The following is a 23,943-nucleotide window of genomic DNA, read 5'->3' as shown; positions in this document are numbered from 1 at the left end:
GAGAGTTATAGCCTCTAACTGAAGCAACAGCCACTAACAAGGAGTCCCGATGAAACGCCTCGCCCTCGCCGGAATCGCCCTCGCCGCAACGGTTCTCACCGCCGCCCCCGCCACCGCGGGCGGCCCGGCGGCGCAACCGGTGACCTGCGCGGGCCGAGGCATCGACCCCGCCGCCCCCATCCACTACCGCACCGAGGCCGTGATCGACGCCCCGCTCGACGTCATCTGGAATCTGCAAACCGACGTCGACCGCTGGCCGACCTGGCAGCGTCCCGTCACGAGCGCCCAGCGGCTGGAATCCGGTGCGCTGCAACCGGGTTCGCGATTCCGCTGGACCACCCCGGCCCCGGCGACCGCCACCACCCCGGCGACCACGCTGTCCATCACCTCCACCGTCCAGCAGCTCGAGCCGCGGCGCTGCCTGCGCTGGTCCGGCCCCGCCACCGGCGACGGCCTGAACATCGACGGCGGCATCCACGTCTGGACCTTCACCCCGACCGCCGAGGGCGTCCTGGTCCGGACCGAGGAGAACTGGACCGGCGCGCAGGTCGAGGCCGATGTGCCGACCTCCACGGCGTTCCTCGGGGCCGGACTGGAGGCGTGGCTCGCGGACCTGCGCGCCGCCGCCGAACACGCCTGAGACGCCGGGCGCCAGGGTCTGTTCCGGTCAGTGGTGCGGATCCACCGAATTCCCGCCGCCCCGGGCGGTTTCTTCCTACTGTGCGAAGTGCGGTAGGACGGAAGGGCGGCGAGATGGCCACGGGGTTCGATGTCGTCATCAACAACGGGACGCTGTACGACGGAACGGGTGCGCCGCCCGTGGCGCGGAGCGTCGGGATCCGGGACGGGCGGGTCGCGGCGCTGAGCGCGGTGCCGCTGACCGACGCGCGGGAGGTCGTGGACGCCGCCGGGCAGTGGGTGCTGCCGGGGATGGTGGACATCCACACCCACTACGACATCGAGGCGCTGGTGCGGCCGTCGCTGTCGGAGTCGTTGCGGCACGGGGTGACCACGGTGCTCATCGGGTCGTGCTCGCTGTCGACGGTGTACGTCGACGGGGCCGACGCGGGCGACCTGTTCGGGCGGGTGGAGGCGATTCCGCGCGAACACGTCGTGGCGGCGGTGGATTCGGCCCGGTCCTGGACGGGCCCGGCCGAATACGCGCGGGCGCTGGAGGATCGGCCGCTGGGTCCCAATATCGCGGCCCTCATCGGGCATTCCGATCTGCGCGCCGCGGTGCTCGGGTTGGAGCGCGCCACCCGGCCGGATGTGAAACCGACTCGGGCGCAACAACTTCGGATGGAGCGCATGCTCGAGGACGCGCTCGACGCGGGCTTTCTGGGGATGTCGTCGCAGCAGTTGCTCTTCGACAAGATCGACGGCGAGGTCTGCCGTTCGCGGACGCTGCCCTCCACCTACGCCCCGGCGCGAGAGAAGCGGCGGCTCAACGCGATTCTGCGGCGGCGGCGCCGGGTGTTGCAGACCGGGCCGGACATCTCCAACCCACTGTCGGTGGGTTCGCAGGTGTTCGGGTCGCTCGGCATCGGGCGGCGGCGGCTCAAGACCAGTCTGCTCTCGGCCGCCGACATCAAGTCCAATCCGGCCGTGATCTCGCTGATGGCGCCGCTGGCGGGTGTGGTCAACGCGCTCGGCGGCGACTTCCGCTGGCAGCATCTGCCGGTGCCGTTCGAGGTCTACGCCGACGGCATCTCGCTGGTGGTGTTCGAGGAGTTCGGCTCGGGCGCGGCGGCGCTGCATCTCGCCGACGAGATCGAGCGCAACGCGCTGATGACCGATCCCGACTATCGTCGCCGCTTCCGCGCCGACTACGAGGACAGGCGCGGGCCGCGGGTCTGGCATCGCGACTTCTACGACGCCGAGATCGTGGAATGTCCCGACACGTCGGTGATCGGCAAGTCGTTCGGGCGGGTCGCCGACGAGCGGGGCGGGCTGCATCCGGTGGACGCGTTCCTCGATCTGGTCGTCGAGTACGGCGAGAAATTACGCTGGCGCACAACGATTTCCAACCATCGGCCGGAGGTGTTGCGGAAGCTCGCGCGCTGCCCGGGGGTGCAGATCGGGTTCTCCGACGCGGGGGCGCATCTGCGGAACATGTCCTTCTACAACTTCGGGCTGCGATTGCTCAAACACGTTCGGGACGCGGAGCGGGCGGGGACGCCGTTCCTGAGCGTGGCGGCGGTGGTCCGGCGGCTCACGGGGGAACTCGCCGACTGGTACGGGATCGATGCGGGGCACCTACGGATCGGGGACCGGGCCGATCTGCTCGTCGTCGACCCGGCGCGCCTGGACGATTCGCTGACCGAGTACCACGAGCGGCCGATCGAGGTATACGGCGGGCTGTCGCGCATGGTGAACCGCAACGACGCGACGGTTCCGCTGGTGATGGTGGGCGGACGGCCGGTGTTCCGGTACGGGGTGGCCGAACCGGTGGTCGGGCGCGAGCGGACCGGGCGATTCCTGCGGGCGGGGGAGGCGTAGTGGTCGGTGTGGCCCCGGGTGAGCTCGTCGTTCCGCTCACCGATATCACCGTGTCCGCCCTGACCTGGGGGGAACGCGGCGCGCCGCTGGCGCTGTGCCTGCACGGCTACCCCGATACCGCGTGGAGTTGGCGGTATCTCGGGCCCGCGCTGGCCGAGCGGGGGTATTACGCCGTCGCGCCGTTCTCCCGGGGTTACGCGCCCTCGACGATCCCCGCCGACGGCGATCTGTCGGTCGGTTCCCGGGTCGCCGACGCGCTCGACCTCACCGAAAAGCTCTGCGCCCCTTCGGCCGTCGTGATCGGGCACGATTGGGGCGCGTTCACCGCGACCGCGATCGCGGCCATGCCGGAGTCGCCGTTCCGGGCCGTCGTCAGCCTCGCGGTCCCGCCCCTGGCGACCCTGACGCCCACGCGCGACCGGCTCGTCCCGCACCTGCTGAACACCCTGGCCCAGTCGATCAACAGCTGGTACATCCTCGCCAACCAGGTGCCCGCCGTGCCCGAGCGGCTGTTCACGCCGATGACCGAATTCCTCTGGCGCACTTGGTCTCCCGGGTACGACGCGCGCGAGGATCTGGCCCACCTCGCCGAATCCGCCCCCACGCCCGCCCATCGCACCGCGATCGTCGACTACTACCGGCAGTTGGTCCGCCGTGGTCCCCGGTCGGCGCGCAGCCGCGAACTCGACCGCTTCCTGATGGCGCCGCCGCGGTCGCCGATCCTCCAGTTGTACGGGACCACCGACGGTTGTCTACGGCCCGGCCTGTTCGACACCGTCGCCGACCGGCTCCCCGACGGCAGCGTGGTCGTCGCGGTGGAAGGGGCCGGACACTTCCTGCACCTGGAGTGCCCGGACACCGTCAACGGCCTGATCCTCGACTACCTGGGCTGAGTTCGCCGCCGCGCGTGGGGAACCCGGGCGGGAGTGCGGGCCGGGGCGAGGGCGCGCAGGAGCAGCAGAGCGGTCAGCAGGCCCAGCAGGGCGGTGAGGGTGAGGGCGGGCACGTCGTCTCCTTCGGAGGGGTGAGGGGACCATTCTGTACCCGGGGGAGCGATCCGCGCTCGGGTTCAGTGGGCGGATTCCGCTTCGTGCGGAATCCGCTGGTCCGCGTGGACCTTTCGGGTGACGCGACGCAGCACGGGCGCCGTGATGCCGGTGGTGACGACCGCCATGATCACGAACATGGCGAAGAGTTTGTCGCTGAGCAGGCCGAGTTGTTTGCCGAGGTTGAGGACCACGAGTTCGGTGAGACCGCGGCAGTTCATCATGACGGCGAGGGCCAGTGCGTCGCGGCGTGTCTCGCCGACCAGCAGGGCGGCCGCGCCGGTGCCGAGGAATTTGGTGGTCGTCGCGATCACGATGATCGCGGCGCAGGTGGCCACGCCCGCGACGGTGGCGATGCTGCCGATGTCGGTGCGCAGGCCGACCGAGACGAAGAACAGCGGCAGCAGCACCCACAGCGTGAGGCCCTCGAGCTTGGTGCCGAGTTCGGTCACCAGGACCGGACCGCGCGGCATCACCACCCCGGCCAGGAACGCGCCGAAGATGGCGTGCACGCCGATGGCCTCGGTGACCAATGCCGAACCGAGGACCACGCAGACCAGCCCGGCGTACAACGCGATCGGCGGCGTCGCGGCGCGTTCGGCCCGAGCCACCACCCGTTCGAGCAGGGGCCGCACCACGATCAGCATGACGGCCGTGAACCCGACCGCGATCCCGATCGCGCCGAGGGTGGGCAGCAGCGCCGAATGATGCACGATCGTCACGACGACGGCGAGCAGACACCACGCCGTGATATCGCAGAAGCCCGCCGCGCTGATCCCCACATTGCCCAGCCGGGTCGGCAGCAGATTCTGCTCGTCGAGTATGCGCGCCAGCACCGGAAACGCCGTAATGGCGAACGACAATCCCGCGAACAGCGCGAACGGCAGAATCCCCGGATGCGCGGGCGGATAGCTGTGATACAGCCACCACGCCGCCGCCACACCCCCCAGGAACGGCACCGCGATCGCCGCGTGCCCGATCACCGCGCTGCGCGCCCCCACCTCCCGCAGATGCGCGTGCGACACCTCCATGCCCACCAGGAACATGAAGAACACCACACCCAACTGAGCCATCGAATCCAGATGCGGCAGAATGTTTTTCGGAAACAACCACTGCTGCACCCCCGGCGCCACCGCCCCCAACGCCGTCGGCCCCAACAACAACCCCGCCACCAACTCCCCGAAAACCCGTGCCTGCCCGAGCTTTTCGGCAACCATCCCCCCGACCGCACTCACCCCCACCACCACGGTCAACGCCACCAGCAACTGCCGCAATACGGAATTCTCCGCAACCCCCACCGCCCCACCACCTTCCGGCCCCGCCGCCGAAATCACCCCCAGCAACCCCACCGCCCCCACCGCCGGAACCCCCACGAGCAACAGATACACAGCAGGTATGCGTTTCACGGGTACCCCCTGATCAGCGCGTCCGTCCGGAATGCCGGTTCTGCCACCATAGCGCGCCCCGCTCGGCCACGAAACCGGAAGGCGGACAGGGCGGTTGGTACTCGCGGGAATGATTCGGTTTCCGCGCGTCCGTCGACCATTGATGGCAATATCGATCCGAAGTCGATACCGGGGACCATCGGGGAGCGGCATATGCGGGTCGTAGCGGTGATGAACTACAAGGGTGGGGTGGGGAAGACGACCCTCACGGCGAATCTCGGTGCGGTCGCGGCCAGTCGAGGATTGCGTGTGCTGCTCATCGATCTCGATCCGCAGACGAATCTGACCTTCTCGTTCTACTCCGTGGAGGATTGGAACGATCGGCTCAAGGACACGCGCACCATCCGGCAGTGGTACGGCGGTGAAATGCCCGGGCGGGAAATCTCTCTGGCCGAGCTCGTCGTCACACCGGAGCGGGCCAATGGGCGTATCGAGAACACCGGCGGTCGCCTCGATTTGATCTCCTCGCATCTCGGTCTCATCGACATCGATCTCGAACTCGCCGCCATGCTGGGCGGCACGACGACGCTCGAGGCGTCCAAGCGAAGGTTTCTGGACCTGCACAGTTGCCTTCGCCGCGCGTTGATGGACGAGCACTTCCGGGCATACGACCTTGTGCTGATCGACTGCGCGCCGAATTTCGGCCTCGTCACCAAGACCGCGATCGTGGCCAGCGAACAGATCCTGGTGCCCGCCAAGGCCGATTACCTGTCCACCCTGGGATTGGACTATCTGGTCCGGAATTGTGAAAAGCTGGTGGAGCAATTCAATGACTACGTCAATCACAAACGCGGCAGCGGTGATCACGGTCCGATCGATCCGTCGTTCCTCGGGGTCGTGTTCACCATGGTGCAGATCTACTCGCAACAGGTGACGCTCGCGCAGCACGCCTATATCGAGGAGGTTCGGCTGAACTCGATGGTTCCCGTGTTGGAGGGCGTAATTCGCAACAGTCCCAAGCACTTCGGAGACGCGGGTGAGAGCGGGGTTCCCGCAATGCTGCGCGCCACGGGTAAGGACGAGGTCGTCAAGGAATTCGAACAATTGGTCGATGAGGTGCTGGGCGCGCTCGCCGTGCCCGGGGGAGCGAAGCGATGAACGAGTTGCGGAATCTCATCGCTCTACAGGCTCGTGTGTACGAGTTCCTCGAGCAGCAGGACGAGGCCACCCTGCGGGCGATCCTCGCGGGAACCGCGCGGTTGACGGTCGTGGGCGCGACCGATGCCCCCATTGCCCGCCCGCGCCCGACGCCCTCCAGCGATCCCGTGCAAGCGGCGCAGGACATTTCGCGATTGACCTCGGAGCACGACCGCAAGATCTACTTGAACGCGGCGGGGTTCAAGGTCGACGATCTGCACCGAGTGGCGAGGGCGTGTGGTCTGCGCGGTTACAGCGGCCTGAAGAAAGCGGCGCTCATCGACCTGCTGTCCGTACCCGACACACACGACCGGCACGTCGCGGCTGCCGCGCCGCCCGAACCGGCCGTGTTCGAGCCCGGCCCCGAACGGGCCGGCCGCCCCGAAACGTCGACCGCCGCGACCGCCGTCGACGCCACGGCGATCGCCGAACGGCTGCGGGAACTGGAGTCCGAGCAGGAGGGTGCGGCTTATCTTCGTGACCAGCGGCTGGACCGGGAGAGCCTGCTCGCGCTCGCGGCCGAGTTGCAGCTCACCCGGGTCGGCCGCCTGAGTCAATCGGAACTGGAGAAGCGGGTCCTCAAGCAGGCGATCGGCGCCAGGCGCAAGTTCTCGGGACTGCGGAAGTGGTGATCGTCCGATCGGGCACCCGCTCGATGTATCTGATCGGCGGCCGCCGCGTCACCGTGGCTGACCTGCTGGAGGCCGGGCTCGTCGAGGCCGGGGCGCGACTTCGGTTCAAACGCAATCGAATAGGAGTCGTTTACCACGCGACGGTGACCGACAAGGGGCGGATCCGGCTCGAATCCGACGGGGAGGAGTTTCGCTCACCGTCCCGGGCGGCCATGGTGGCGGCGGGGATGGGCGCGGTCGACGGTTGGCGCGCCTGGTGGGTCGTCGACCAGGGTCGGGCCCTCGACGCCGTCCGGCAGGAATTGCTGGACCGGGTGATCTCCGACGTCGCGGCCGAGGCCGACCAACACAATGAGGACATCGCCCGGCAGCGTATCCACGAGCGCCTGCGGCAGGCGCGCAGAGAAGCGGATGCCGGTGCGCCGCAGCAGATCTCGGTGCGCGACCTGCTGTCGTTGTGGGGGATGGCGGATCGCGGGGATCAGGTGGGCCGGATCGAAGCGGATCTGGCGAATCACGGCCTGGTGACCTCACCGAGTTTCCGGGCCGTCACGCTGGACACCGTGGTCTCGCTGACCACGCCTCCCAGCGAGCCCGAGGGCGCCGAGGAGGTCGGTTCGGTCGATGTCGACGACGTGCCGATCGCCGAGGACGACGAGGGTGGCGGCGACCTCGATGTCCGTCTGACAGTGGGGAATCTGTCGCCGCTCGCGGGGGTCGCGTCGGTCGGGCCGAACAGCACGCTGGAGGAGGCGATCACCAAGATGCTCCTCAACGACTTCTCCCAGCTCGCGGTCCTCAGCGGTCCACGCAATCTGCGTGGCGCGGTAACCTGGCGTTCCATCGCTCAGGCCATGCACCGAAAGGCGGACGCCGTACTCGCGGACGCCATCGATCCCCGGGTGGAGGTGGTGTCGTACGAGCGCGATCTGTTCGAGGTGCTGCCCCTTCTGCAACTGCGCGAGTTCGTCTTCGTCTCGGATCAGAACCGGGCCGTGGCGGGCATCGTCACGACAGCCGATGTGGCAATGCGCTACGGCGACATGGCGACTCCGTTCTTTCAGCTGGGCGAGCTTGATCAGACCCTGAGGTGGATTCTGAGCCGCGCCGTGGATATCGAGACGGTGCAACGATTCTGCAATCGGAAGATCACCAGCTTCGATCAGCTCACGGTCGGGGACTATCAGCACGTCCTGGAGAACAAGGACGTGTGGGGACGGCTGGGCTGGCCGCTCGATCGGTCCACGTTCATCGCCAGACTGGTGGAGATCCGCGAGATCCGTAACAAGGTCATGCACTTCCATCCCGACTCGGTTCCCGAGGGGGCCGTCGACAAGTTGCGGAAGTTCAACGATCTGCTGCACCGCTATCGGGACCGAGCGTGACCTTTCGGCGCTCCGCGCGGCGCCGGTGACCAACAGGGTATTTAGCCCCTGTTCGCCTCCCCCCCCCGGCGCGCCACCATGAGGGCAAGCGGGCAAAACCGGAGGTTGGGATGGATGCCGTCGAGCGGGTGGTGCAGCGGGTGGTGTTCGGGGTGCGGTGGGCGCCGGGGGAGGGGGCGTTCATCGCCTACAACCACAGCTTTCCCGAGTTGACGTGCCGGGGGGAGTCGCCGCGGGAGGCGATTCAGGGGTTGAAGGGGCGGGTGCGGGCGCGGGTGGCGCGGGAGTTGGGGGTGGCCTGAGTCAGGGTTGTTCGGGTTCGTGTCCGGCCAGGATGAGGGTGGCCGCCAGTCGCAGGTCGTGTTCGGCGCGTTCGGGGGAGATGCGGCGGCTCAGGCTGGAGGCGAGGATGCCCCACCAGCTGTAGACCAGCAGGGCGATGACGCTCTCGTCGGCGATCTCGAGGGTGTCGAGGATGGCCCGGGTGAGCGCGGTTTCCGAACCGGGCCACAGGGTTTCGGCGGGGAGGTCCTTCATGTACCCGGCGGCGGTGGCGCGCAGCATGGCCGAGCACAGTCGGGGTTCGCGCAGCAGCGAGCGGTTCAGCGCGGCGAGGTTCGAGCCGATGTCGCTGATCGGTCCGCGGTCGGTCACCGCCCACTCCTGGTCGACGAAGCGGGCGATGCGATTGTCGAACAGCGCCGCGAACAGGTGGGTCTTGGAGGGGAAGTAGCGGTACAGCGTCGCGATGGCCACGTCGGCGGCCTTGGCGATATCGGTCATCTGCAAGCGGTCGAATTCGGTGGACGCGCCGAATTCGGCCGCGGCGTCGAGGATTCGTTCCCGGCGCGCCACCTGGCGCTCGGAGATGGGAGCTGCGGGTGGGCGCTTGGCGGTCACGCGTGCCAACGGGGTGCCTGTCCGATCACCGGGCCGCGGCCGCGCGCCGCCGGTCGAGCAGGCCCTCGCCGATCACGCCCGCCGCCCGAATCACCAACGGCACCAAGCGTTTCAGCATCGACGGCGACTCGCCGACCACCGAGATCGCGCCCGCCACCCCGCCCGGCCCGCGCAGCGCGACCCCGACGCAGGCGATCCGGTCCACGCATTCGCCGCGATCGAAGGCGACGCCGCCGTCGACGCGGATGCGGCCGAGTTCGCCGTGCAGCCGATCGAGATCGCCGATGCTGTGCGGGGTGCGCGCGGTCACGCCTTGGGCGTAGCGACCGTCGATCTGCTCGGGGTCCAGCCGCGCGAGCATCGCCTTGCCGAGCGCGGTGCAGTGCGCCGGGGCCCGGCCGCCGACCCGCGACGGGACGGTGTTCGCCACGCGCCCGCCCACCTTGTCCAGGTACAGCACCTCGGTGCCGTCCAGAACCGCAAGGTGCACAACGCGATCCGTGCGCAGCGACAGATCGTGCAGCACGGGGGCGGCCACCGCCCGCAGCGCCCCGTGGTCGAGTTCGTGCCCGCCCAGTCCCAGTGCGCGTGACCCGAGCCGGAACCCCGCGCCCACCCGCTCGACCCAGTGCAGGGCCGACAGTTGTTCCAGGATCCGGTAGGTGGTCGACCGCGGCAGCCCGCTGGACCGCGCCACCTGCTCGAGCGTCCGCACGGTTCGCGGCTGGCCGAACGCCTCCATGATCAACGTGATCCGCTCGACCATGGACTGCGATCCCGTGGGCTTCGGGACCGCGACGTCGGCTTCCGCACCCAGCACCGAGGTCATCGCCACACCTCTCAAACTGAAATTGATTCTAGTTCGAGGGTAGCAGGATGCGCCCGGTGGTCAACCGTCACGGCGCGGTTCGAGCATCGGCACCAGATAGCGCCGGGCGAGCTCCGCGACCTGGCGATCGTCGTCGAGGTCGAGGATGTGGCTGGGAATGGCCAGGAAGGAGGCGGAGACGCGAACCATCAACTCCGCCACCATCTCCGCGTCGACCTCCGGCGCGATGTGCCCGGCGGCCTGTTCGCGGCGCAACTGGCCCGCGACGAATCGGCGCACCATGGCCACGCCGCGGCCCTGGTCGCCGATCAGCGAACCGACGAGCATCTCCGGTTCGGCGGCGAGCAACCCGCCGATGATGGGATTGCCGCGCGTGGCGCGCAGGGCGCTGACGAAACCCGTGACCACCCGATCGGCGGCGGTGCGGGCGTCCCGGATATCGGTCAGGAACTGGTCGAAATAGCGGCGGAATTCGCGGAGCACGACCTGTTCGATCAGCACGTCCTTGGTCGCGAAGCGTCGATAGACCGTGATGCGAGAAACGTTGGCGCGCTTGGCCACATCGTCCATCGTCGAACGCCGCACGCCCACCTCGCCGAACTGCTCGCACGCGGCGTCCAGGACGCGGGCGCGAATCTCGTCCCCCTCGTCGGCTCGATCCAGGGCGGCCGAGTAGGCGCGGTCCAGCAGTGAGGCGGTGTCGGTCGCCTGCTCGGGCACCGAGGGACCGAGCTTCACATTTTCCTCCCGAGCGGTCGTTTCTCCGGAAATATTCTCAACAGGTTGTGATCACGGTCACGCTGTGATGTTATCAAGATACGGAGATACTAAATCTGTATCTCTGTATCTCTACTCGATGAAGAGGGACGATAGCATGAGTGGGCTCAGCAGACGGGACGCGTTGCGGGCAGGCGGAGGCTTCTTGGGAGCCGCCGGTGTGCTGGCTCTGGGTGCGCGCACGGCGAGGGCGGAACCCTGGACGTGGTCACCGGCCGATTCGATCGTCGGCAGCGGCGCGGGCGCCGATCCGTTGACCGTGTGGGACGACCAGGCCGACACGGTCGTCGCGGACGTGATCGACAACGCGGACGTGCCACAGGTCAACAGACTCCTGAAGGAGTGGACCACCAACGGCCAGCCGCTCCCGGACGGGCTGCCCGCGAATCTGCGCGACTTCATCGAATCGGCGCGACAGCTGCCGTCGTGGGCCGATCAGGGCAAACTCGCCGCCTCGTTCGACTTCACCAAGAAGCGCGGCACCTATCTCGGCGTGCTCTACGCGTTCGCCAGCGGCATGATGTCCACGGTCATTCCGCACGAGGCGCGGGTGGTGTACTACTCGCGCGGCGGCTCGCATCTCAAGGACCGCATCGCCAAGACCGCCAAGCTCGGCTACGACATCGGCACCGTCAACGCCTACGCGCCCGACGGGCAGATGATCGTGACGTGCGTCAAGACGCGCATCATCCACGCCGCCGTGCGGCATCTGCTGCCGAGGTCCCCGCACTGGCCCGAGGGCGAGCGGCCCATCAGCCAGGACGATCAGATGGTCACCTGGCACAGCCTGGCCACCACCATCATGCGCACGTTCCGCGCGTGGAACCTGCAGATCCCCACGCCCGAGTCGGAGGGCTACCTGCACAGCTGGCAGCTCGCCGCGCACCTGCTCGGCATCCACGACGAGTACATCCCCAACTCGTGGGAGCAGGCCGACGCGCAGGCGAAGCAGGTGCTCGATCCGATCCTGGCGCCGACGCCCGAGGGCATCGATCTCGCCCACAAGCTGCTCGATCTCGGCGTGAATCTGGATCTGACGCTGCTCAGCAAGCCGATCCTGGGCGCGTTCACCCGGTTCATCCTGGGCGATCGGATCGCCGACTGGCTCTACATCGCGCGCGAACCGGTGTGGGATCCGTTGCTGCGCTTCAGCTGGCCGCCCTTCGTCGCGGTCAAGGAGGGCGTGCAGGGCGTCGTCCCGCCCACCGCGGACGCCGCCTGGATGTTCGACGAGTTCCTGCGTCAGTTCGTGCTGTGGTACGTCTCGGAACTCCAGATGCCCATCAGTATCGAGATCCCGCTGACGAATCGGTGATCCGATACCGCGTTGCGGCACAATCGTTCTCGTGGGAACTCTCGCGATGGACGAACGAGGCGGCGGTCCCGCCGTCGTGCTGGTGCACGGCGGCGCCGGACCGCGGTCGACCTGGGCGGGGCTGGAGTCGCTCGCGGCGCGATGGACCCTGCTGCACGTGTATCGGCGGGGGTTCGGGGCCAGTCCGCCCCCGCCGGACGGACGCCAGGACTTCGATGTCGACGCCGGCGATCTGACCGAGGTCTTCGCCGAGCGGCGGCCACATGTGGTCGCGCATTCCTACGGCGGCTTCGGAGCGCTGCTGGCGGCGGCCCGATGCCCCGACGCCGTCCGGTCGGTGACCATCATCGAAACGCCGCTGTACTTCCTCGCCCCCGACGATCCCGGGGTGATCCGCCTGAAGCGGTTGGGCGACGAGGTGCTCACCCGCGGGCCCGACGCCGATCCGGCGATGCTGCGCGAATTCCTCGCTCTCGCAGGCGCTCCCGACGGCACGAGCGACGCCACCACCGCGGCCGTGCACCGCGCGTGGCGGGCCCGGCTGCCCGGCGGTGCCCGACCGGACCTCGGCGCGATCCGCGCAGCCGGGATCCCCGCCATGGTCGCCTCGGGCGACCACCTGGCCGGGCTGGAGCTGATCTGCGATCGGCTCGCCGACGCGCTCGGGGCGCGCCGGATCGTCGCCCCGGGCGCGGGCCATTTCGTCGCGGCCGCACCGAGTTTCGCGGACACGCTCGCGGAATTCCTCGCCGCGAATCACCGATAACTCAGCGCATCCGAGCCCGGCGCTCGCCGTCCCAGAGAAGGACGCATCGGACCGCGGCCTGAAATATGCATCGTTTTTGCATCGATTATTGGGTAGTCTGCGAGTACGAGACACCGAACCGATGGAGGTAATCGTCATGCGCGAGGCATTCGAGATGCTGTTCCGAGTGGTGCACGATCCGCTGGTCCAGCTGTACTACCTGCTGGACAACGCCCTACCGCGGTGAGTTGCCCCAGCGCCGAGGCGGCCGGAGCCTCCGGTCGCCTCGGCCGTCCTCCGATCAGGGCGGTGTGAGAAAACGATGACCATACGATGCGATGTGCGCGCAGGCGCGGCGGTGCTCGCCGAGGATCCGGCCCAGTGGTGTGAGCGGGTGCGGGGCGAGGTCGAGCGGGCCGTGCGCGAGTTCGTGGCCGCGCGCTGCCGGGAACATCTCGGGGCGGACGGGACGGCGGTGCTGGGCGAGGTGATCACCGAGTTCGTCCGGGGCGGGAAGTACCTGCGGTCGGCGTTCCTCGCGGCGGGCTGGTCGACGGCCGCGCCGGAGACCGGTGCGACGCATCGGGCCGCGGGCAGCCTGGAGTTGCTGCACTGCTTCGCGCTCATGCAGGACGACGTGATGGACGAGTCGCCGCTGCGGCGCGGCGCCCCCGCGGCGCACACGGCCTTCGCGCGATGGCATGCGCGGCAAGGACTTTCGGGGTCGGCGCGGCGGTTCGGGGAGTCGGCGGCGATCCTGGCGGCGGATCTGTGCCTGGTCTGGGCCGAACAGATGCTGCGCGAGTGCGGGGCCGATCCGGGCGCGCTGGCCCGCGCGTCGCGCCGCTACGACGTGCTTCGTAGCGAACTGGCGGTGGGTCAGTTCCGCGATCTGCTCAACGAGTCCCGGCGGCGTCCCGCGCTGGCGGAGGTGCTGGCTGTCGCGCGGGCCAAGTCGGGCAACTACACCGTGCGCGGGCCGCTGGAGCTGGGCGCCGAACTGGCCGGGGCCTCGCCGGGGGTGATCGCGGCGCTGGGCCGCTACGGCACCGCGATCGGCGAGGCGTTCCAGCTGCGCGACGATCTGCTGGGCGTCTTCGGCGATCCGGCCGCGACCGGGAAGCCGGTCGGCGACGACATCCGCGCCCGCAAGGCCACCTCGGTGCTGCTGCTGGCCCGCGAACACGCCCCGGCGCGGCGGGAACTGCGGCGGCTGGACGCGCGAACCACCTTGAGCGACAACGATATCGAGCGCTACGTGGACATCGTGGCGGAGTCCGGCGCGCGCGTCCGCGCCGAACGATTGATCGACCAGCGGCTGGGTGAGGGCGTCGAGGCCCTGACCGCCGCCGAGATGGCGCCGGAGGCCCGCGCCGTTCTCGTGCACCTCGCCCGTTCCTGCGCCGACCGGGCGCGCTGAGATTGGAGGCATGATCATGCGCACCGTGCGTGGCAGAACCGATCGCGTGGTGGTGATCGGAGCGGGTCTGGCGGGACTGGCGGCGGCATTGCATCTCGCGGGCCGCGACCGGGAAGTGGTTGTCCTGGAACGGGATTCGTCGCCGGGCGGCCGGGCCGGGCGGCTCGACGTCGGCGGGTACCGGCTCGACACCGGACCGACCGTGCTGACCATGCGCGACATCCTGGACGAGACCTTCGCGGCCGTCGGGGACGGCGTCGAGCACCGGCTGGAGCTGCTGCCGCTGGACCCGGTGTACGACGCGCGGTTCGCCGACGGCTCCCGGCTGGCGGTGCACAGCGATCCCGACGCCATGTACGAGGAGGTGCGGCGCTTCGCGGGCGCGGCCGAGGCGGAACGCTATGTGCGCCTGCGGGATTGGCTCGGCGCGCTGTATCGCGCCCAGTACGACCGGTTCATCGCGGCCAACTTCGATTCGCCGCTGTCGGTGCTCACCCCCGCGCTGGCCCGGCTGGTGGGCATGGGCGGCTTCCGCTCGGTGGACGCCCGCATCGGGCACTTCCTGCGCGACGAGCGGTTGCGGCGGGTGTTCAGCTTCCAGTCCCTCTACGCCGGGGTCGCGCCGCGCCGCGCGCTCGCGGTCTACGCTGTCATCGCCTACATGGACACCGTGGCCGGGGTGTACTTCCCGCGCGGGGGAGTGCGGGCGGTGCCCGACGCGCTCGCGGCGTCCGCCGGCGACGCCGGGGTGACGCTGCGCTACGACACGCGGGTCGCCGGGCTGGAACGGCGCGGCGCGCGCGTCACCGCCGTGCTCACCGAGGACGGTGACCGAATCGCCTGCGACGCAATCGTTTCCACGGCCGAACCGCACACCACCTACGATTGGCTGGGCGCGGCGCCCCGGCGGCCGGTGCCCCTGCGCGCCGCGCCCTCGGCGGCCATCGTGCACGTCGGCGTGCCCGCCGGAGCCGACATCGCCCATCACACCATCGGTTTCGGCGCGGCCTGGCGGCGCACCTTCGACGAACTCATCACCGAGGGCCGCACGATGAGCGACCCCTCGCTGCTGATCACCCGGCCCACCGCCAGCGACCCGACCCTCGCCCCGCCGGGCCGCGATCTGCTCTCGGTGCTGGCGCCGGTCCCGAATCTCGCGGCGGCCCCCGGCCTGGATTGGGACGCCGACGGCGAACGCTATCTGCGCCAGGTGCTCTCGATCGCCGCCGCGCGGGTGTCGCCGGGCCTGGCCGATTCGGCGGAGATCCTCGCCACGTTCACGCCAGCCGACTGGGCGCGAGCGGGGATGACGGCGGGCACCCCGTTCAGCTACGCCCACACCTTCGCCCAGACCGGACCGTTCCGCCCGGGCAACCTGCCGCGCTTCGTCGACAATGTCGTGCTCGCCGGATCGGGGACGGTTCCCGGGGTCGGCGTCCCCACCGCGCTCATCTCCGGCCGGTTGGCCGCCGACCGCGTCACCGGCGCGGTGCGCGCGAGCGCCCGCGTCCGCACGAGGGGAGTCGACCGTGACGCGGCGTGAACTCGACGCCGCCGGAATCACCGAACCCGCGCTGCGACAAGCCTATTCGCGGTGCCGGGAGCTGAACGCCGCGCACGGCCGCACCTACTTCCTCGCCACCCGGCTGCTGCCGCCGGACCGGCGGCCCGCCGTGCACGCCCTCTACGGGTTCGCCCGGTACGTCGATGATCTGGTCGACGTGCCGGAGGCGGACGCGACACCCGAGCGCGTCCTCGCCGGGATCGACGCGGCGGAGGCGGACCTCGCCGCCGGGCTCGCCACCGGCACGAGCGCGATCCCGGTGGTCGCGGCCGTCGCGGACACCGCGCGGCGACACGCCATCGACCCCGCCCTCTTCGCGGCGTTCCTGGCGTCCATGCGCATGGATCTCACCGTCCGCGACTACCCGACCCGCGCCGACCTGCTGCGCTACACCCACGGATCGGCCCGGGTGATCGGGCTGCAACTGCTGCCGGTGCTCGGCACGGTGACCGATCCGGCCGAGGCCGCACCCCGCGCGGCCGCCCTCGGCGACGCCTTCCAGCTCACCAACTTCCTGCGCGATATCGCCGAGGATCTCGACCGCGGGCGCGTCTACCTGCCCGCCGACGAACTCGCCGCCTTCGGCGTCGACCGCGACCGGCTGGCCTGGTGCCGCGCCCGGCGCGCGGTGGATCCCCCGGTGCGGGCCGCGCTCGCCGACCAGATCGCCCGCACCCGCGCGGTCTACCGGACCGCCGCGCCCGGCGTCGCCATGCTCCGGCCCGAATCGCGGCCGTGCGTGGCGACGGCGTTCACGCTGTACGCGGAGATCCTCGACCGCATCGAGGCCATGGACCACAACGTCTTCGCGGGCCGGGCCGCGGTCGCCACCACGCGCAAGGTGGCCGTGGCCGTGCCCGCGCTGCTGCGCGCCCGGCGCGCCCGGGCCGGAATATCCGCGTAGGCCCCCCGGTTCTCTTGGTTGCCATGTCCACCAAATTGGGAGCCAGGAGGAGCCGTGCAGTTCGGAATCTTCAGCGTCGGTGACGTCACCGCCGACCCCACCACCGGCCGCGCGCCCAGCGAGGCCGAGCGCATCCGGGCGATGCTCGCGATCGGCGCGAAGGCCGAGGAGGTCGGGCTCGACGTGTTCGCGACCGGTGAGCATCACAATCCGCCGTTCGTCCCGTCCTCGCCCACGACCCTGCTCGGCTATCTCGCCGCCCGCACCGAGCGGCTGCTGCTGTCGACGGCCACCACGCTGATCACCACCAACGATCCGGTGAAGATCGCCGAGGACTTCGCCATGTTGCAGCACGTGTCCGGCGGCCGGGTCGATCTGATGATGGGCCGCGGCAACACCGGGCCGGTGTACCCGTGGTTCGGCAAGGACATCCGCGACGGCATCCCGCTCGCGGTGGAGAACTACCACCTGCTGCGCAAGCTGTGGCGCGAGCCGGTGGTCGACTGGGAGGGCCGGTTCCGCACGCCGTTGCAGGGCTACACCTCCACGCCCGCGCCGCTGGACGGCACCCCGCCGTTCGTGTGGCACGGCTCGATCCGCTCCCCGGAGATCGCCGAACAGGCCGCGTACTACGGCGACGGCTTCTTCCACAACAACATCTTCTGGAACGCCGAGCACACCGCGCAGATGGTCCGGCTGTACCGGCGGCGCTTCGAACACTACGGGCACGGTTCGGCCGACCAGGCCATCGTCGGGCTGGGCGGTCAGGTCTTCATGGCCGAGACCGAGGCCGCGGCCAAGCGGTTCTTCCGGCCCTACTTCGACAACGCGCCGGTGTACGGGCACGGGCCCTCGCTCGAGGAGTTCACCGAACTCACCCCGCTGACCGTGGGCACGCCCGAGCAGGTGATCGAACGCACCCTCGGCTTCGCCGACAATGTGGGCGACTACCAGCGGCAGTTGTTCCTGATGGATCACGCCGGACTGCCGCTCGAGGTGGTGCTGGAGCAGATCGAGATCCTCGGCCGGGACGTGGTTCCCGTGCTGCGCAAGGAGTTCGAGCTGCGCCGCCCCGCGCACGTGCCCAGCGATCCGCCCACCCACGCCAGCCTGGTCGCGGCCGGACCGGATTCGCCGCACCACCTGGTGGAGCCCGCCCGCGACCGGCTGGTCGCCGAGAAGAATTGAGGCCCAGCATGTCTCGCGACATCGTCGTGATCACCGCCGGGCTGTCGCAGCCCTCGTCCACCCGGCTGCTCGCCGACCAGCTGGCCGGGGCCGTCACCGCGGCCGTCGGCGGGCGCGGCGAGAGCGTGACGGTCGAGGTCATCGAATTGCGGGAGCTGGCAGGCGATCTCGCCACCACCATGACCACGGGCGGGCTGCCCACGCCCGCCGTGGCGGCCGCGCGCGAGCACGTCTCCGCCGCCGACGGGATCATCGCGGTCACGCCCGTGTTCGCCACCAGCTACAGCGGGCTGTTCAAGATGTTCGTCGACGTCCTCGACCCCGACGCCCTCAACGGTATGCCGGTGCTCGTCGCCGCCACCGCGGGCACCGCGCGGCATTCGCTCATGCTCGACTACGCCATGCGGCCGCTGTTCACCTATCTGCGCGCGGTGGTCGTGCCCACCGGGGTGTTCGCGGCCACCGAGGATTTCGGGTCGGCCGGGCTGAGCGACCGGATCCGCAGGGCGGCAGGCGAATTCGCGGCCCTGGTCGTCGCCGCGCCGGACGCCGTCGCGGGATTCGCCCAGGACGTGTCGCCCCGGCGGCGCAGTTCCGGCAACGAGCTGGGCGCGGTGACGCCGTTCAGCGAACTGCTGGCCGGGCACACAGGGGATCAATCCCCTGCCGCCTGACCGCGCCCGCGCGTATCGTTCCCGGGAGAGCATTTCGAGGGCGAACGCCCCGCGGCACGGGAAAAGGGCGATGCGCACACTCCTTCGAGCCGGTCTGCTGACCGGTGTCCTGTTGTTGTCGGCCTGCGGTGCCGACGAGCATCCGGCCCCCTCGGCGAGCACGGAATCCGTGCGCGACAACGGTTCCCGATACACCGCGACCTCGATCGCGGTCCGCGAGCGCACCGGCCCGACCGAGATCGAGGCGACCCTCCCGCAACTCGCGGGCGGCGACCCTACGGTCCGGGACCGGTTCAACGCCGGGATGCGCGCCTCGCTCGCCGACGCGGCGCGGGATCTGGACGGCCACCTCGGCGACGGCGAATTACCCTCCGGCGGAGGCGAATCCAGCCGCGTCACCCGCATCGGCGAGCACGTCGTGGCGGGTGTGCTGATCACCTCGCGAACCTTCGGCGGCCCGCATCCGGTCGTCCAGGTCGGCACGATCGTCATCGACGACGCCGCGCGCCCGATCCTGCTGCCCGCCACCCTGCGCGACCCCGACGCCGCCTGGCCCACCCTCGCGTCCCTCGCACCCGCCCTGGTCCCGGCCGGCGACCCACCCCTGGACCCACCACTCGCCACCGCCGACACCTTCGCCGCCTGGGTCCCCGCGCCCGAGGGGCTGCGGGTGTACTTCCCGGTCTCCCACGCCGCCGGGGACTACCAGTCGGTGCTGCTGCCGTGGGACCGGATCCGGGACCTGTTCCTTCCGGCCGCGCTGACGACGTTGTCGAGCTGATGAGGTCCTGCAACGATCCCGTTCGGCAATATCGGTGTATCCATCCGGGGTTGGCATACCAGCAACCCTTATCGTCCGGAATCGTTACGTCCGCAGTCCGAGAGCTACGTTCCGTGTGGATTAAAGAAAAAGGGCGAAATCGCCAATCCTGGAAGCTCGGGTAAGGTAGTCTGAAGGTATCGGCATGTCGGCATCGATCGTGAGGCTGTCGATGCTTTCAGCACGCAGCGGTCGAGGGTGTTCTGATGTCACTTTTCGGTGAATTGCTTACGACAGTTCATGTTGGGGATCGGCTCGACGTACGATATCGGACTACTGCGGGTATCGTCAGCGTTACCGGACGTATTCAGTCGTTGACCGATTCTTATCTATCAATTGTCACCGCAGATGGTACCGAATATATTTCGGACAACGAGATATCCGGGTTTCGACTTCTGGCCGGGAGTAAGCAGGCCGAACGGCATGAAACTCCGACTTCGATCCCCTCGCCTGCCGTTGCCGAACCGGAGATCCTTTCTGCGCCCGTGCCTGAAGCCGCAGGTACGCCTTCTTTCGTGAATGAGGAGTCGACTGCTTCCGATACTGGGCCGAACGTCGAAGGCGTGCCCGAGACGCCGTCAGCACAGGATGGGCCCGTCGAATCGAACGGTAGCGATAATAGCGGTTCTTACCGTCGCAAACCGATCGTTGACATATATCCGCCTGATTTTAAAATACCCGACCTCGCCCATGACGATCGAGCCGTGGTCGTCCGCGCACTCAATCGGTACAACTACGCGCTGAAGATAAAGGATCCGGAGCGGATAGGCGCGGACATCCTGCCGCTGTCCAGGCTCGCCGAGCGGACCGGATCGGTCCAGCTCGAGGTCCTTACGGCGTCACTGGCGTTCGTCTCCGGTAAACCCGAGAGCGCGCGCGATCACTTCCTGCTCGCCGCCCAAGCGGGAAATGTGGCCGCATTCTTGGGCCTCGCAGCAGTATACGCGGAGCTGGGCCGAATCGCCGAATCATACTGGATGTTGGGGCGTTACCTCGCAGCGCCGGGTACGACGGGCGAAAAAAGCCGATGGCTCCGATTGCTCGAAGAACTTGCGGTCGGATTGTCGACAACGACGCCCGCCGAGGCGGATCGAATACTGGAGACGATCTCGACCGCCGACATGGACGAGATGCAACGTATCCGCTTCGACGCGCTGGTCGACAAGGTGGGGTCACGCGTCGGGAGGATCTCGGGGCAGACCGAGCGGCCAGGGGCGGCCAACGGCGAGGCGCCCGCACCCCTTCCCGGCCCGGAACCCGGACGCATCAGCCCCCGATTCGCGACGGAAACCATCTCGGCCCCCACGGTCGATGTCGATCCGCTGGCATCCGACAAGCAGCGCGGCGTAGTGGGAAGATATTCCCCCAGTGAGGGTTACGGTCTGGTCTCCGGCGACGACAACCCGTTGCCTATATATTTCGACAGCGATAATATCGACGACCCGAAATTGCGCTACGCCTTGGAAACCGGCTGGCTCGGTCCGGTGTATTTTTTCACCAAGATGACCCGCTCCCGATTGGGGGCGAATCGCACGATCGCGTACGCGCTCGTGCCGGTGACACCGTTCTCGGATCGAACCGGTACTTTGGTGAGCACCGAGCGCAAGAAGGTGCGCGAGAAGCCCCGGCCACGTCGCCATCGTGGTTCGCACTGGCAGTTCGCGAAGCAGTTGGAGCTCGACGGTGACCTCGCCGGAGCGAAGGCGGAGTACGAGCGAGAGATCAACGAAAAGGGCGATCACCGGCTGAGCGCCATCAAAGAGCTGGCCTGGCTGTTGAACCGTATGAACCAGTGGCAGGAAGCGATCGGGGTACTCGACCGGTACCGCGGCGAATTCTCCGGAGACACCCGGGCAGTTGACAATCTGCGACTGAATATCTTCATCAAGGGCGAGCAGTATGCCAAGGCCCGGCAGGTGATCGCCAATCTCCGGGTCAAAGCGGATCGACGCCGGGATCTCGGTCTGATCAAACAGGACATTTACTGTCTAATAGCGCTCAACGATCTTTCTCGTGCCGAACGGATTCTTCGAAGCGCGATGCAGGTCTATCCCGACGACAGTTCGCTCGAGGAGTTGATGGCTCGACTGGCGACCTTCACGAGTGATATCGACGAAATAGACCTCAAAGGTCTACAGACCCTCGGCCTCGGAATATCGCCGTTCTCGAGCTACTTCCTCGAAACCGCCAAGTTGACGGGTGCCGATGAACGGTCGAAAGCGCGAGGCTACTTCGACGAGAGCGATTTCGTCGCGGTTACACGATTCTTCGAGGACATTCGGGGCAGACGGCCCCGAGAGCGCGCCGAAGTGGCGCTGACCTTGGCGTACATTTGCTGGCAAAATCAAGATGCCGCAGGTGACAGTGACCTCACCGAACTATTGCGCCGGTACTTCAGCATCATGGCGGAAGCAAGCGTGGTCGCCAGTTCGAGCGCCGACACCATTCGAACCTACGTCACGGAAACCATTGCCCTCGCCAAACCAGAAGGCATCGCGATCGAGCTACCAGTCCTGCTCTCCACCTACGTTTCCATCCAGGAGCATCCTTCCATGCGAGTGCGTGACAAGCTGGGACCGTACGCACAAGCTTTTCTCGCCGACCCCGAGGCCTGGCTTCGATTCCGCGCGGACTTGCCCTATTATGAGCGCCGATGCCCGCATCTGCGTGACGTCTTGCGCGACGAATTACTCGCCCATCAGCCCATGCTGGCTTTCGATCAGAAGGAAGCTGATCTACTGCTCCAGCAAGAACGCGAACGGCAGCGCGATGAACTCGGTACCGCGCAACGGCTCAAGAAGATCGGCAATATCGGTATCGCCAAACTGGAACAGTTGGAGCACGCGGTTCGCCATCTTTCCCAGTTCGCCAAATTCTCGATCGACAAAGACCGCGCCTCCGAGGTGGCCGAGGCGATCGCCGAAATTGAGCGCTATTGGGACTCGGTGGACTACGAGGCCAAAGAGTCCAGTTACGCGCGAGCACACTCTGCCCTCCATGCCGCGATGCAGCGCATCACGGAGGCTCCCACAGAGATCGGCATCGTCCATTTGCTGGGGGCGGTTCAGGAGTTGTCGACTCGGTTGGAAAAGTCCCACACCAAATATCTCGACGACGCGCAGCCCAGAATAACGGTGCACAATGTTCTCGAAGAGGACAGCTACCCGTTCCACTCCGACGAGACCTTGACCGTTTCGCTCAACATCGAATTATCGGTGGGAAGTCCTCCCATCGAGCAGGTCACGGTCTGTATCGAATCCGAATCCGGAATCCGCGCCTTCGACCACGATGCTCCGATTCGATTGATGCGGGGCGGTTCGGAGAGCGAGTTCCGGATCAAGGTGAAGCCGACCTCGGTGCAGCGCAACGACTTGGCCTTCGACCTGGTGGGACGAGTCGAGTATGAATGCTTCGAGAAGCCGGGGACTTCCGAGCTGTTTTCTATTCCGGTCAGATTCGCATCCACTACCTCTTTCACGCCGATCTACAACCCCTACGAATCCTATTCGGGCGGAAGCGTCGTGGATGATCCGGAGATGTTCTTCGGACGCAAACTCCTGCTTCAGAAGATCCTGGGAGAACTCACGGTCGGGCCGCCGGGGCAATGCTTCGTTCTCTACGGGCAGAAGCGGTCCGGCAAGTCCTCTATTCTTTCCCAGCTCACCCGTCGTCTCACACTCCCGCATATCGTGGCCAACGTCACCTTGGGTGAGATAAACGCATCAACGGCCAATACTAGTTTTCTCCGTCTTTGCGTTGAGGAACTCCGGGAGACTGCGAAAAAAGAAGGTTTCGAGAACGAGATCCATTGGCCATCCAGGAATTTGGGCGACGAGCCACTGGCGGAATTCAAGCGCCTGCTGCGCGACGTACATCACAAGGTCGCGGATCTGCTCGGTCAGCCGATACGAATTATCTACCTGGTGGACGAGTTCACCTATATGTACGAATATATCACCGAGGGAGTGGTGGACGGGTCGTTCATGCGTCAGTGGAAGGCGTTGCACGAGAGCAAGTTGTTCAGCACCGTCCTCGTCGGTCAGGATTCGATGCCGGGTTTCAAACGCAAGTTTCCGAACGAGTTCGGTGTAACGCACGACGAGCGGATTTCGTATCTGGATGTGAAGTCTGCGGGGCAGCTGTGCGAAAAGCCTATTCACCTGGACGGGCGCACGAGGTTCCGGGGCCGTTCGCTCGATCGCATGCTCTCGCTCTCCGGCAGAAGCCCCTGGTTTCTTCAGATCATGTGTGACGAGCTGGTCCGTCATCTGAACGAACGACGGGCTGATCTGATCACCGAATCCGATATCAACGCGGTAGCGAAGGCATTGGTCAGTGGTTCGGCCATGCTGCCGATCGAGCGGTTCGACCCATTCATTTCCGAAGCGGGCGAATCGGTCAGCCTCGCGCCGAGCGAAGTTTACCTTGAAATACTCGCCTGGGTGGCCGACCACTCGCGATCCGGCGGTGGGGTCTGGCGGGGCGACCTCAGCCGTCTCGATATGGCCGACTTGGACGTCGACATGATTGTCGACGACATGCTGGAACGGGAGGTTCTCGCCAATGACGGGGATGGAAGACTTCGCATTCACGTCGGAATCTTCGAGCTGTGGTTGCAGGCCAACCGGCCGCCGAAGACGCGCAGCAGTTAGGCGGTCGCACG

The 23,943-nt window shown here is 67.7% G+C and carries 21 protein-coding genes; 16 read left to right on the top strand and 5 right to left on the bottom strand.

What is annotated here, in order from left to right; translation table 11 throughout:
- Positions 1-49 precede the first annotated feature (49 nt).
- The 3 genes from ACFYTQ_RS23835 to ACFYTQ_RS23825 all read left to right on the top strand — a co-directional run bounded on the left by ACFYTQ_RS23835 (position 50) and on the right by ACFYTQ_RS23825 (position 3,392).
- Positions 50-640 carry an SRPBCC family protein gene (locus tag ACFYTQ_RS23835; RefSeq protein ID WP_387364894.1) on the top strand — a complete coding sequence of 197 codons (591 nt, stop codon included), beginning with the start codon at positions 50-52 and terminating at the stop codon, positions 638-640.
- Between the two features lie 113 nt (positions 641-753).
- Positions 754-2,499, top strand: a complete 1,746-nt coding sequence (locus tag ACFYTQ_RS23830; protein ID WP_387364891.1) for an amidohydrolase family protein — start codon at positions 754-756, stop codon at positions 2,497-2,499.
- On the top strand, positions 2,499-3,392 hold the full coding sequence (locus ACFYTQ_RS23825; protein ID WP_387364888.1) for an alpha/beta fold hydrolase: 894 nt from the start codon (positions 2,499-2,501) through the stop codon (positions 3,390-3,392). The genes ACFYTQ_RS23830 and ACFYTQ_RS23825 overlap by 1 nt, the downstream gene beginning before the upstream one ends.
- Here the strand turns inward: ACFYTQ_RS23825 and ACFYTQ_RS23820 are convergent.
- Positions 3,380-3,505, bottom strand: coding sequence for a hypothetical protein (locus ACFYTQ_RS23820; protein ID WP_387364885.1), 126 nt, complete (start codon positions 3,503-3,505; stop codon positions 3,380-3,382). The genes ACFYTQ_RS23825 and ACFYTQ_RS23820 overlap by 13 nt on opposite strands.
- A gap of 63 nt (positions 3,506-3,568) precedes the next feature.
- Entirely contained in the window at positions 3,569-4,951 is a 1,383-nt protein-coding gene (locus ACFYTQ_RS23815) for a cation:proton antiporter (RefSeq protein WP_387364882.1), read from the bottom strand.
- Positions 4,952-5,143: 192 nt separating this feature from the next.
- Here ACFYTQ_RS23815 and ACFYTQ_RS23810 point away from each other — a divergent pair, with 192 nt between their 5' ends.
- From ACFYTQ_RS23810 to ACFYTQ_RS23795, 4 genes are all read left to right on the top strand, one after another.
- A complete protein-coding gene (locus tag ACFYTQ_RS23810) occupies positions 5,144-6,088 on the top strand; it encodes a ParA family protein (protein ID WP_387364879.1) in 945 nt (314 codons plus the stop codon).
- Positions 6,085-6,759, top strand: coding sequence for a hypothetical protein (locus ACFYTQ_RS23805; RefSeq protein ID WP_387364876.1), 675 nt, complete (start codon positions 6,085-6,087; stop codon positions 6,757-6,759). Before ACFYTQ_RS23810 ends, ACFYTQ_RS23805 begins: the two co-directional genes overlap by 4 nt.
- Positions 6,753-8,144 carry a CBS domain-containing protein gene (locus tag ACFYTQ_RS23800; protein WP_387364873.1) on the top strand — a complete coding sequence of 464 codons (1,392 nt, stop codon included), beginning with the start codon at positions 6,753-6,755 and terminating at the stop codon, positions 8,142-8,144. Before ACFYTQ_RS23805 ends, ACFYTQ_RS23800 begins: the two co-directional genes overlap by 7 nt.
- A 110-nt stretch (positions 8,145-8,254) precedes the next feature.
- Positions 8,255-8,446 (top strand): hypothetical protein, encoded by a 192-nt coding sequence (locus tag ACFYTQ_RS23795; protein WP_387364870.1) that lies wholly within the window; start codon positions 8,255-8,257, stop codon positions 8,444-8,446.
- 1 nt (position 8,447) lies between these two features.
- Here ACFYTQ_RS23795 and ACFYTQ_RS23790 read toward each other — a convergent pair whose 3' ends face one another.
- The 3 genes from ACFYTQ_RS23790 to ACFYTQ_RS23780 are packed head-to-tail and all read right to left on the bottom strand — an operon-like array spanning position 8,448 to position 10,611.
- Positions 8,448-9,044, bottom strand: a complete 597-nt coding sequence (locus ACFYTQ_RS23790; protein ID WP_387364867.1) for a TetR/AcrR family transcriptional regulator — start codon at positions 9,042-9,044, stop codon at positions 8,448-8,450.
- Positions 9,045-9,069: 25 nt separating this feature from the next.
- Entirely contained in the window at positions 9,070-9,873 is an 804-nt protein-coding gene (locus ACFYTQ_RS23785) for an IclR family transcriptional regulator (RefSeq protein WP_387364864.1), read from the bottom strand.
- A gap of 60 nt (positions 9,874-9,933) precedes the next feature.
- Positions 9,934-10,611 (bottom strand): TetR/AcrR family transcriptional regulator, encoded by a 678-nt coding sequence (locus ACFYTQ_RS23780; protein WP_387364861.1) that lies wholly within the window; start codon positions 10,609-10,611, stop codon positions 9,934-9,936.
- A gap of 136 nt (positions 10,612-10,747) precedes the next feature.
- Between ACFYTQ_RS23780 and ACFYTQ_RS23775 the strand changes: the two genes are divergently transcribed.
- The 9 genes from ACFYTQ_RS23775 to ACFYTQ_RS23735 all read left to right on the top strand — a co-directional run bounded on the left by ACFYTQ_RS23775 (position 10,748) and on the right by ACFYTQ_RS23735 (position 23,932).
- Entirely contained in the window at positions 10,748-11,965 is a 1,218-nt protein-coding gene (locus ACFYTQ_RS23775; RefSeq protein ID WP_387364858.1) for an oxygenase MpaB family protein, read from the top strand.
- 31 nt (positions 11,966-11,996) lie between these two features.
- On the top strand, positions 11,997-12,731 hold the full coding sequence (locus ACFYTQ_RS23770; protein WP_387364855.1) for an alpha/beta fold hydrolase: 735 nt from the start codon (positions 11,997-11,999) through the stop codon (positions 12,729-12,731).
- 301 nt (positions 12,732-13,032) lie between these two features.
- Positions 13,033-14,130: a polyprenyl synthetase family protein gene (locus ACFYTQ_RS23765; RefSeq protein WP_387364852.1), complete on the top strand. Its 1,098-nt coding sequence runs from the start codon at positions 13,033-13,035 to the stop codon at positions 14,128-14,130.
- 10 nt (positions 14,131-14,140) lie between these two features.
- Positions 14,141-15,673, top strand: a complete 1,533-nt coding sequence (gene crtI, locus ACFYTQ_RS23760; protein WP_387364849.1) for a phytoene desaturase family protein — start codon at positions 14,141-14,143, stop codon at positions 15,671-15,673.
- Positions 15,660-16,598, top strand: a complete 939-nt coding sequence (locus tag ACFYTQ_RS23755; RefSeq protein ID WP_387364846.1) for a phytoene/squalene synthase family protein — start codon at positions 15,660-15,662, stop codon at positions 16,596-16,598. Before crtI ends, ACFYTQ_RS23755 begins: the two co-directional genes overlap by 14 nt.
- Positions 16,599-16,652: 54 nt before the next feature.
- A complete protein-coding gene (locus ACFYTQ_RS23750) occupies positions 16,653-17,786 on the top strand; it encodes an LLM class flavin-dependent oxidoreductase (RefSeq protein WP_387364843.1) in 1,134 nt (377 codons plus the stop codon).
- An 8-nt stretch (positions 17,787-17,794) separates the two neighbouring features.
- Entirely contained in the window at positions 17,795-18,460 is a 666-nt protein-coding gene (locus tag ACFYTQ_RS23745) for an FMN reductase (protein ID WP_387364840.1), read from the top strand.
- Between the two features lie 70 nt (positions 18,461-18,530).
- Complete coding sequence (locus ACFYTQ_RS23740) at positions 18,531-19,241, top strand: hypothetical protein (protein WP_387364837.1); 711 nt, start codon at positions 18,531-18,533, stop codon at positions 19,239-19,241.
- Between the two features lie 245 nt (positions 19,242-19,486).
- Positions 19,487-23,932, top strand: coding sequence for a hypothetical protein (locus ACFYTQ_RS23735; protein WP_387364834.1), 4,446 nt, complete (start codon positions 19,487-19,489; stop codon positions 23,930-23,932).
- Positions 23,933-23,943 lie beyond the last annotated feature (11 nt).

The sequence above is a fragment of the Nocardia sp. NPDC004068 genome, from assembly GCF_042874315.1.
Taxonomy (GTDB): Bacteria; Actinomycetota; Actinomycetes; order Mycobacteriales; family Mycobacteriaceae; genus Nocardia.
The sequence above is the reverse complement of the archived record's forward strand: the minus strand, read 5'-3'. Positions and strand labels throughout refer to the sequence as shown.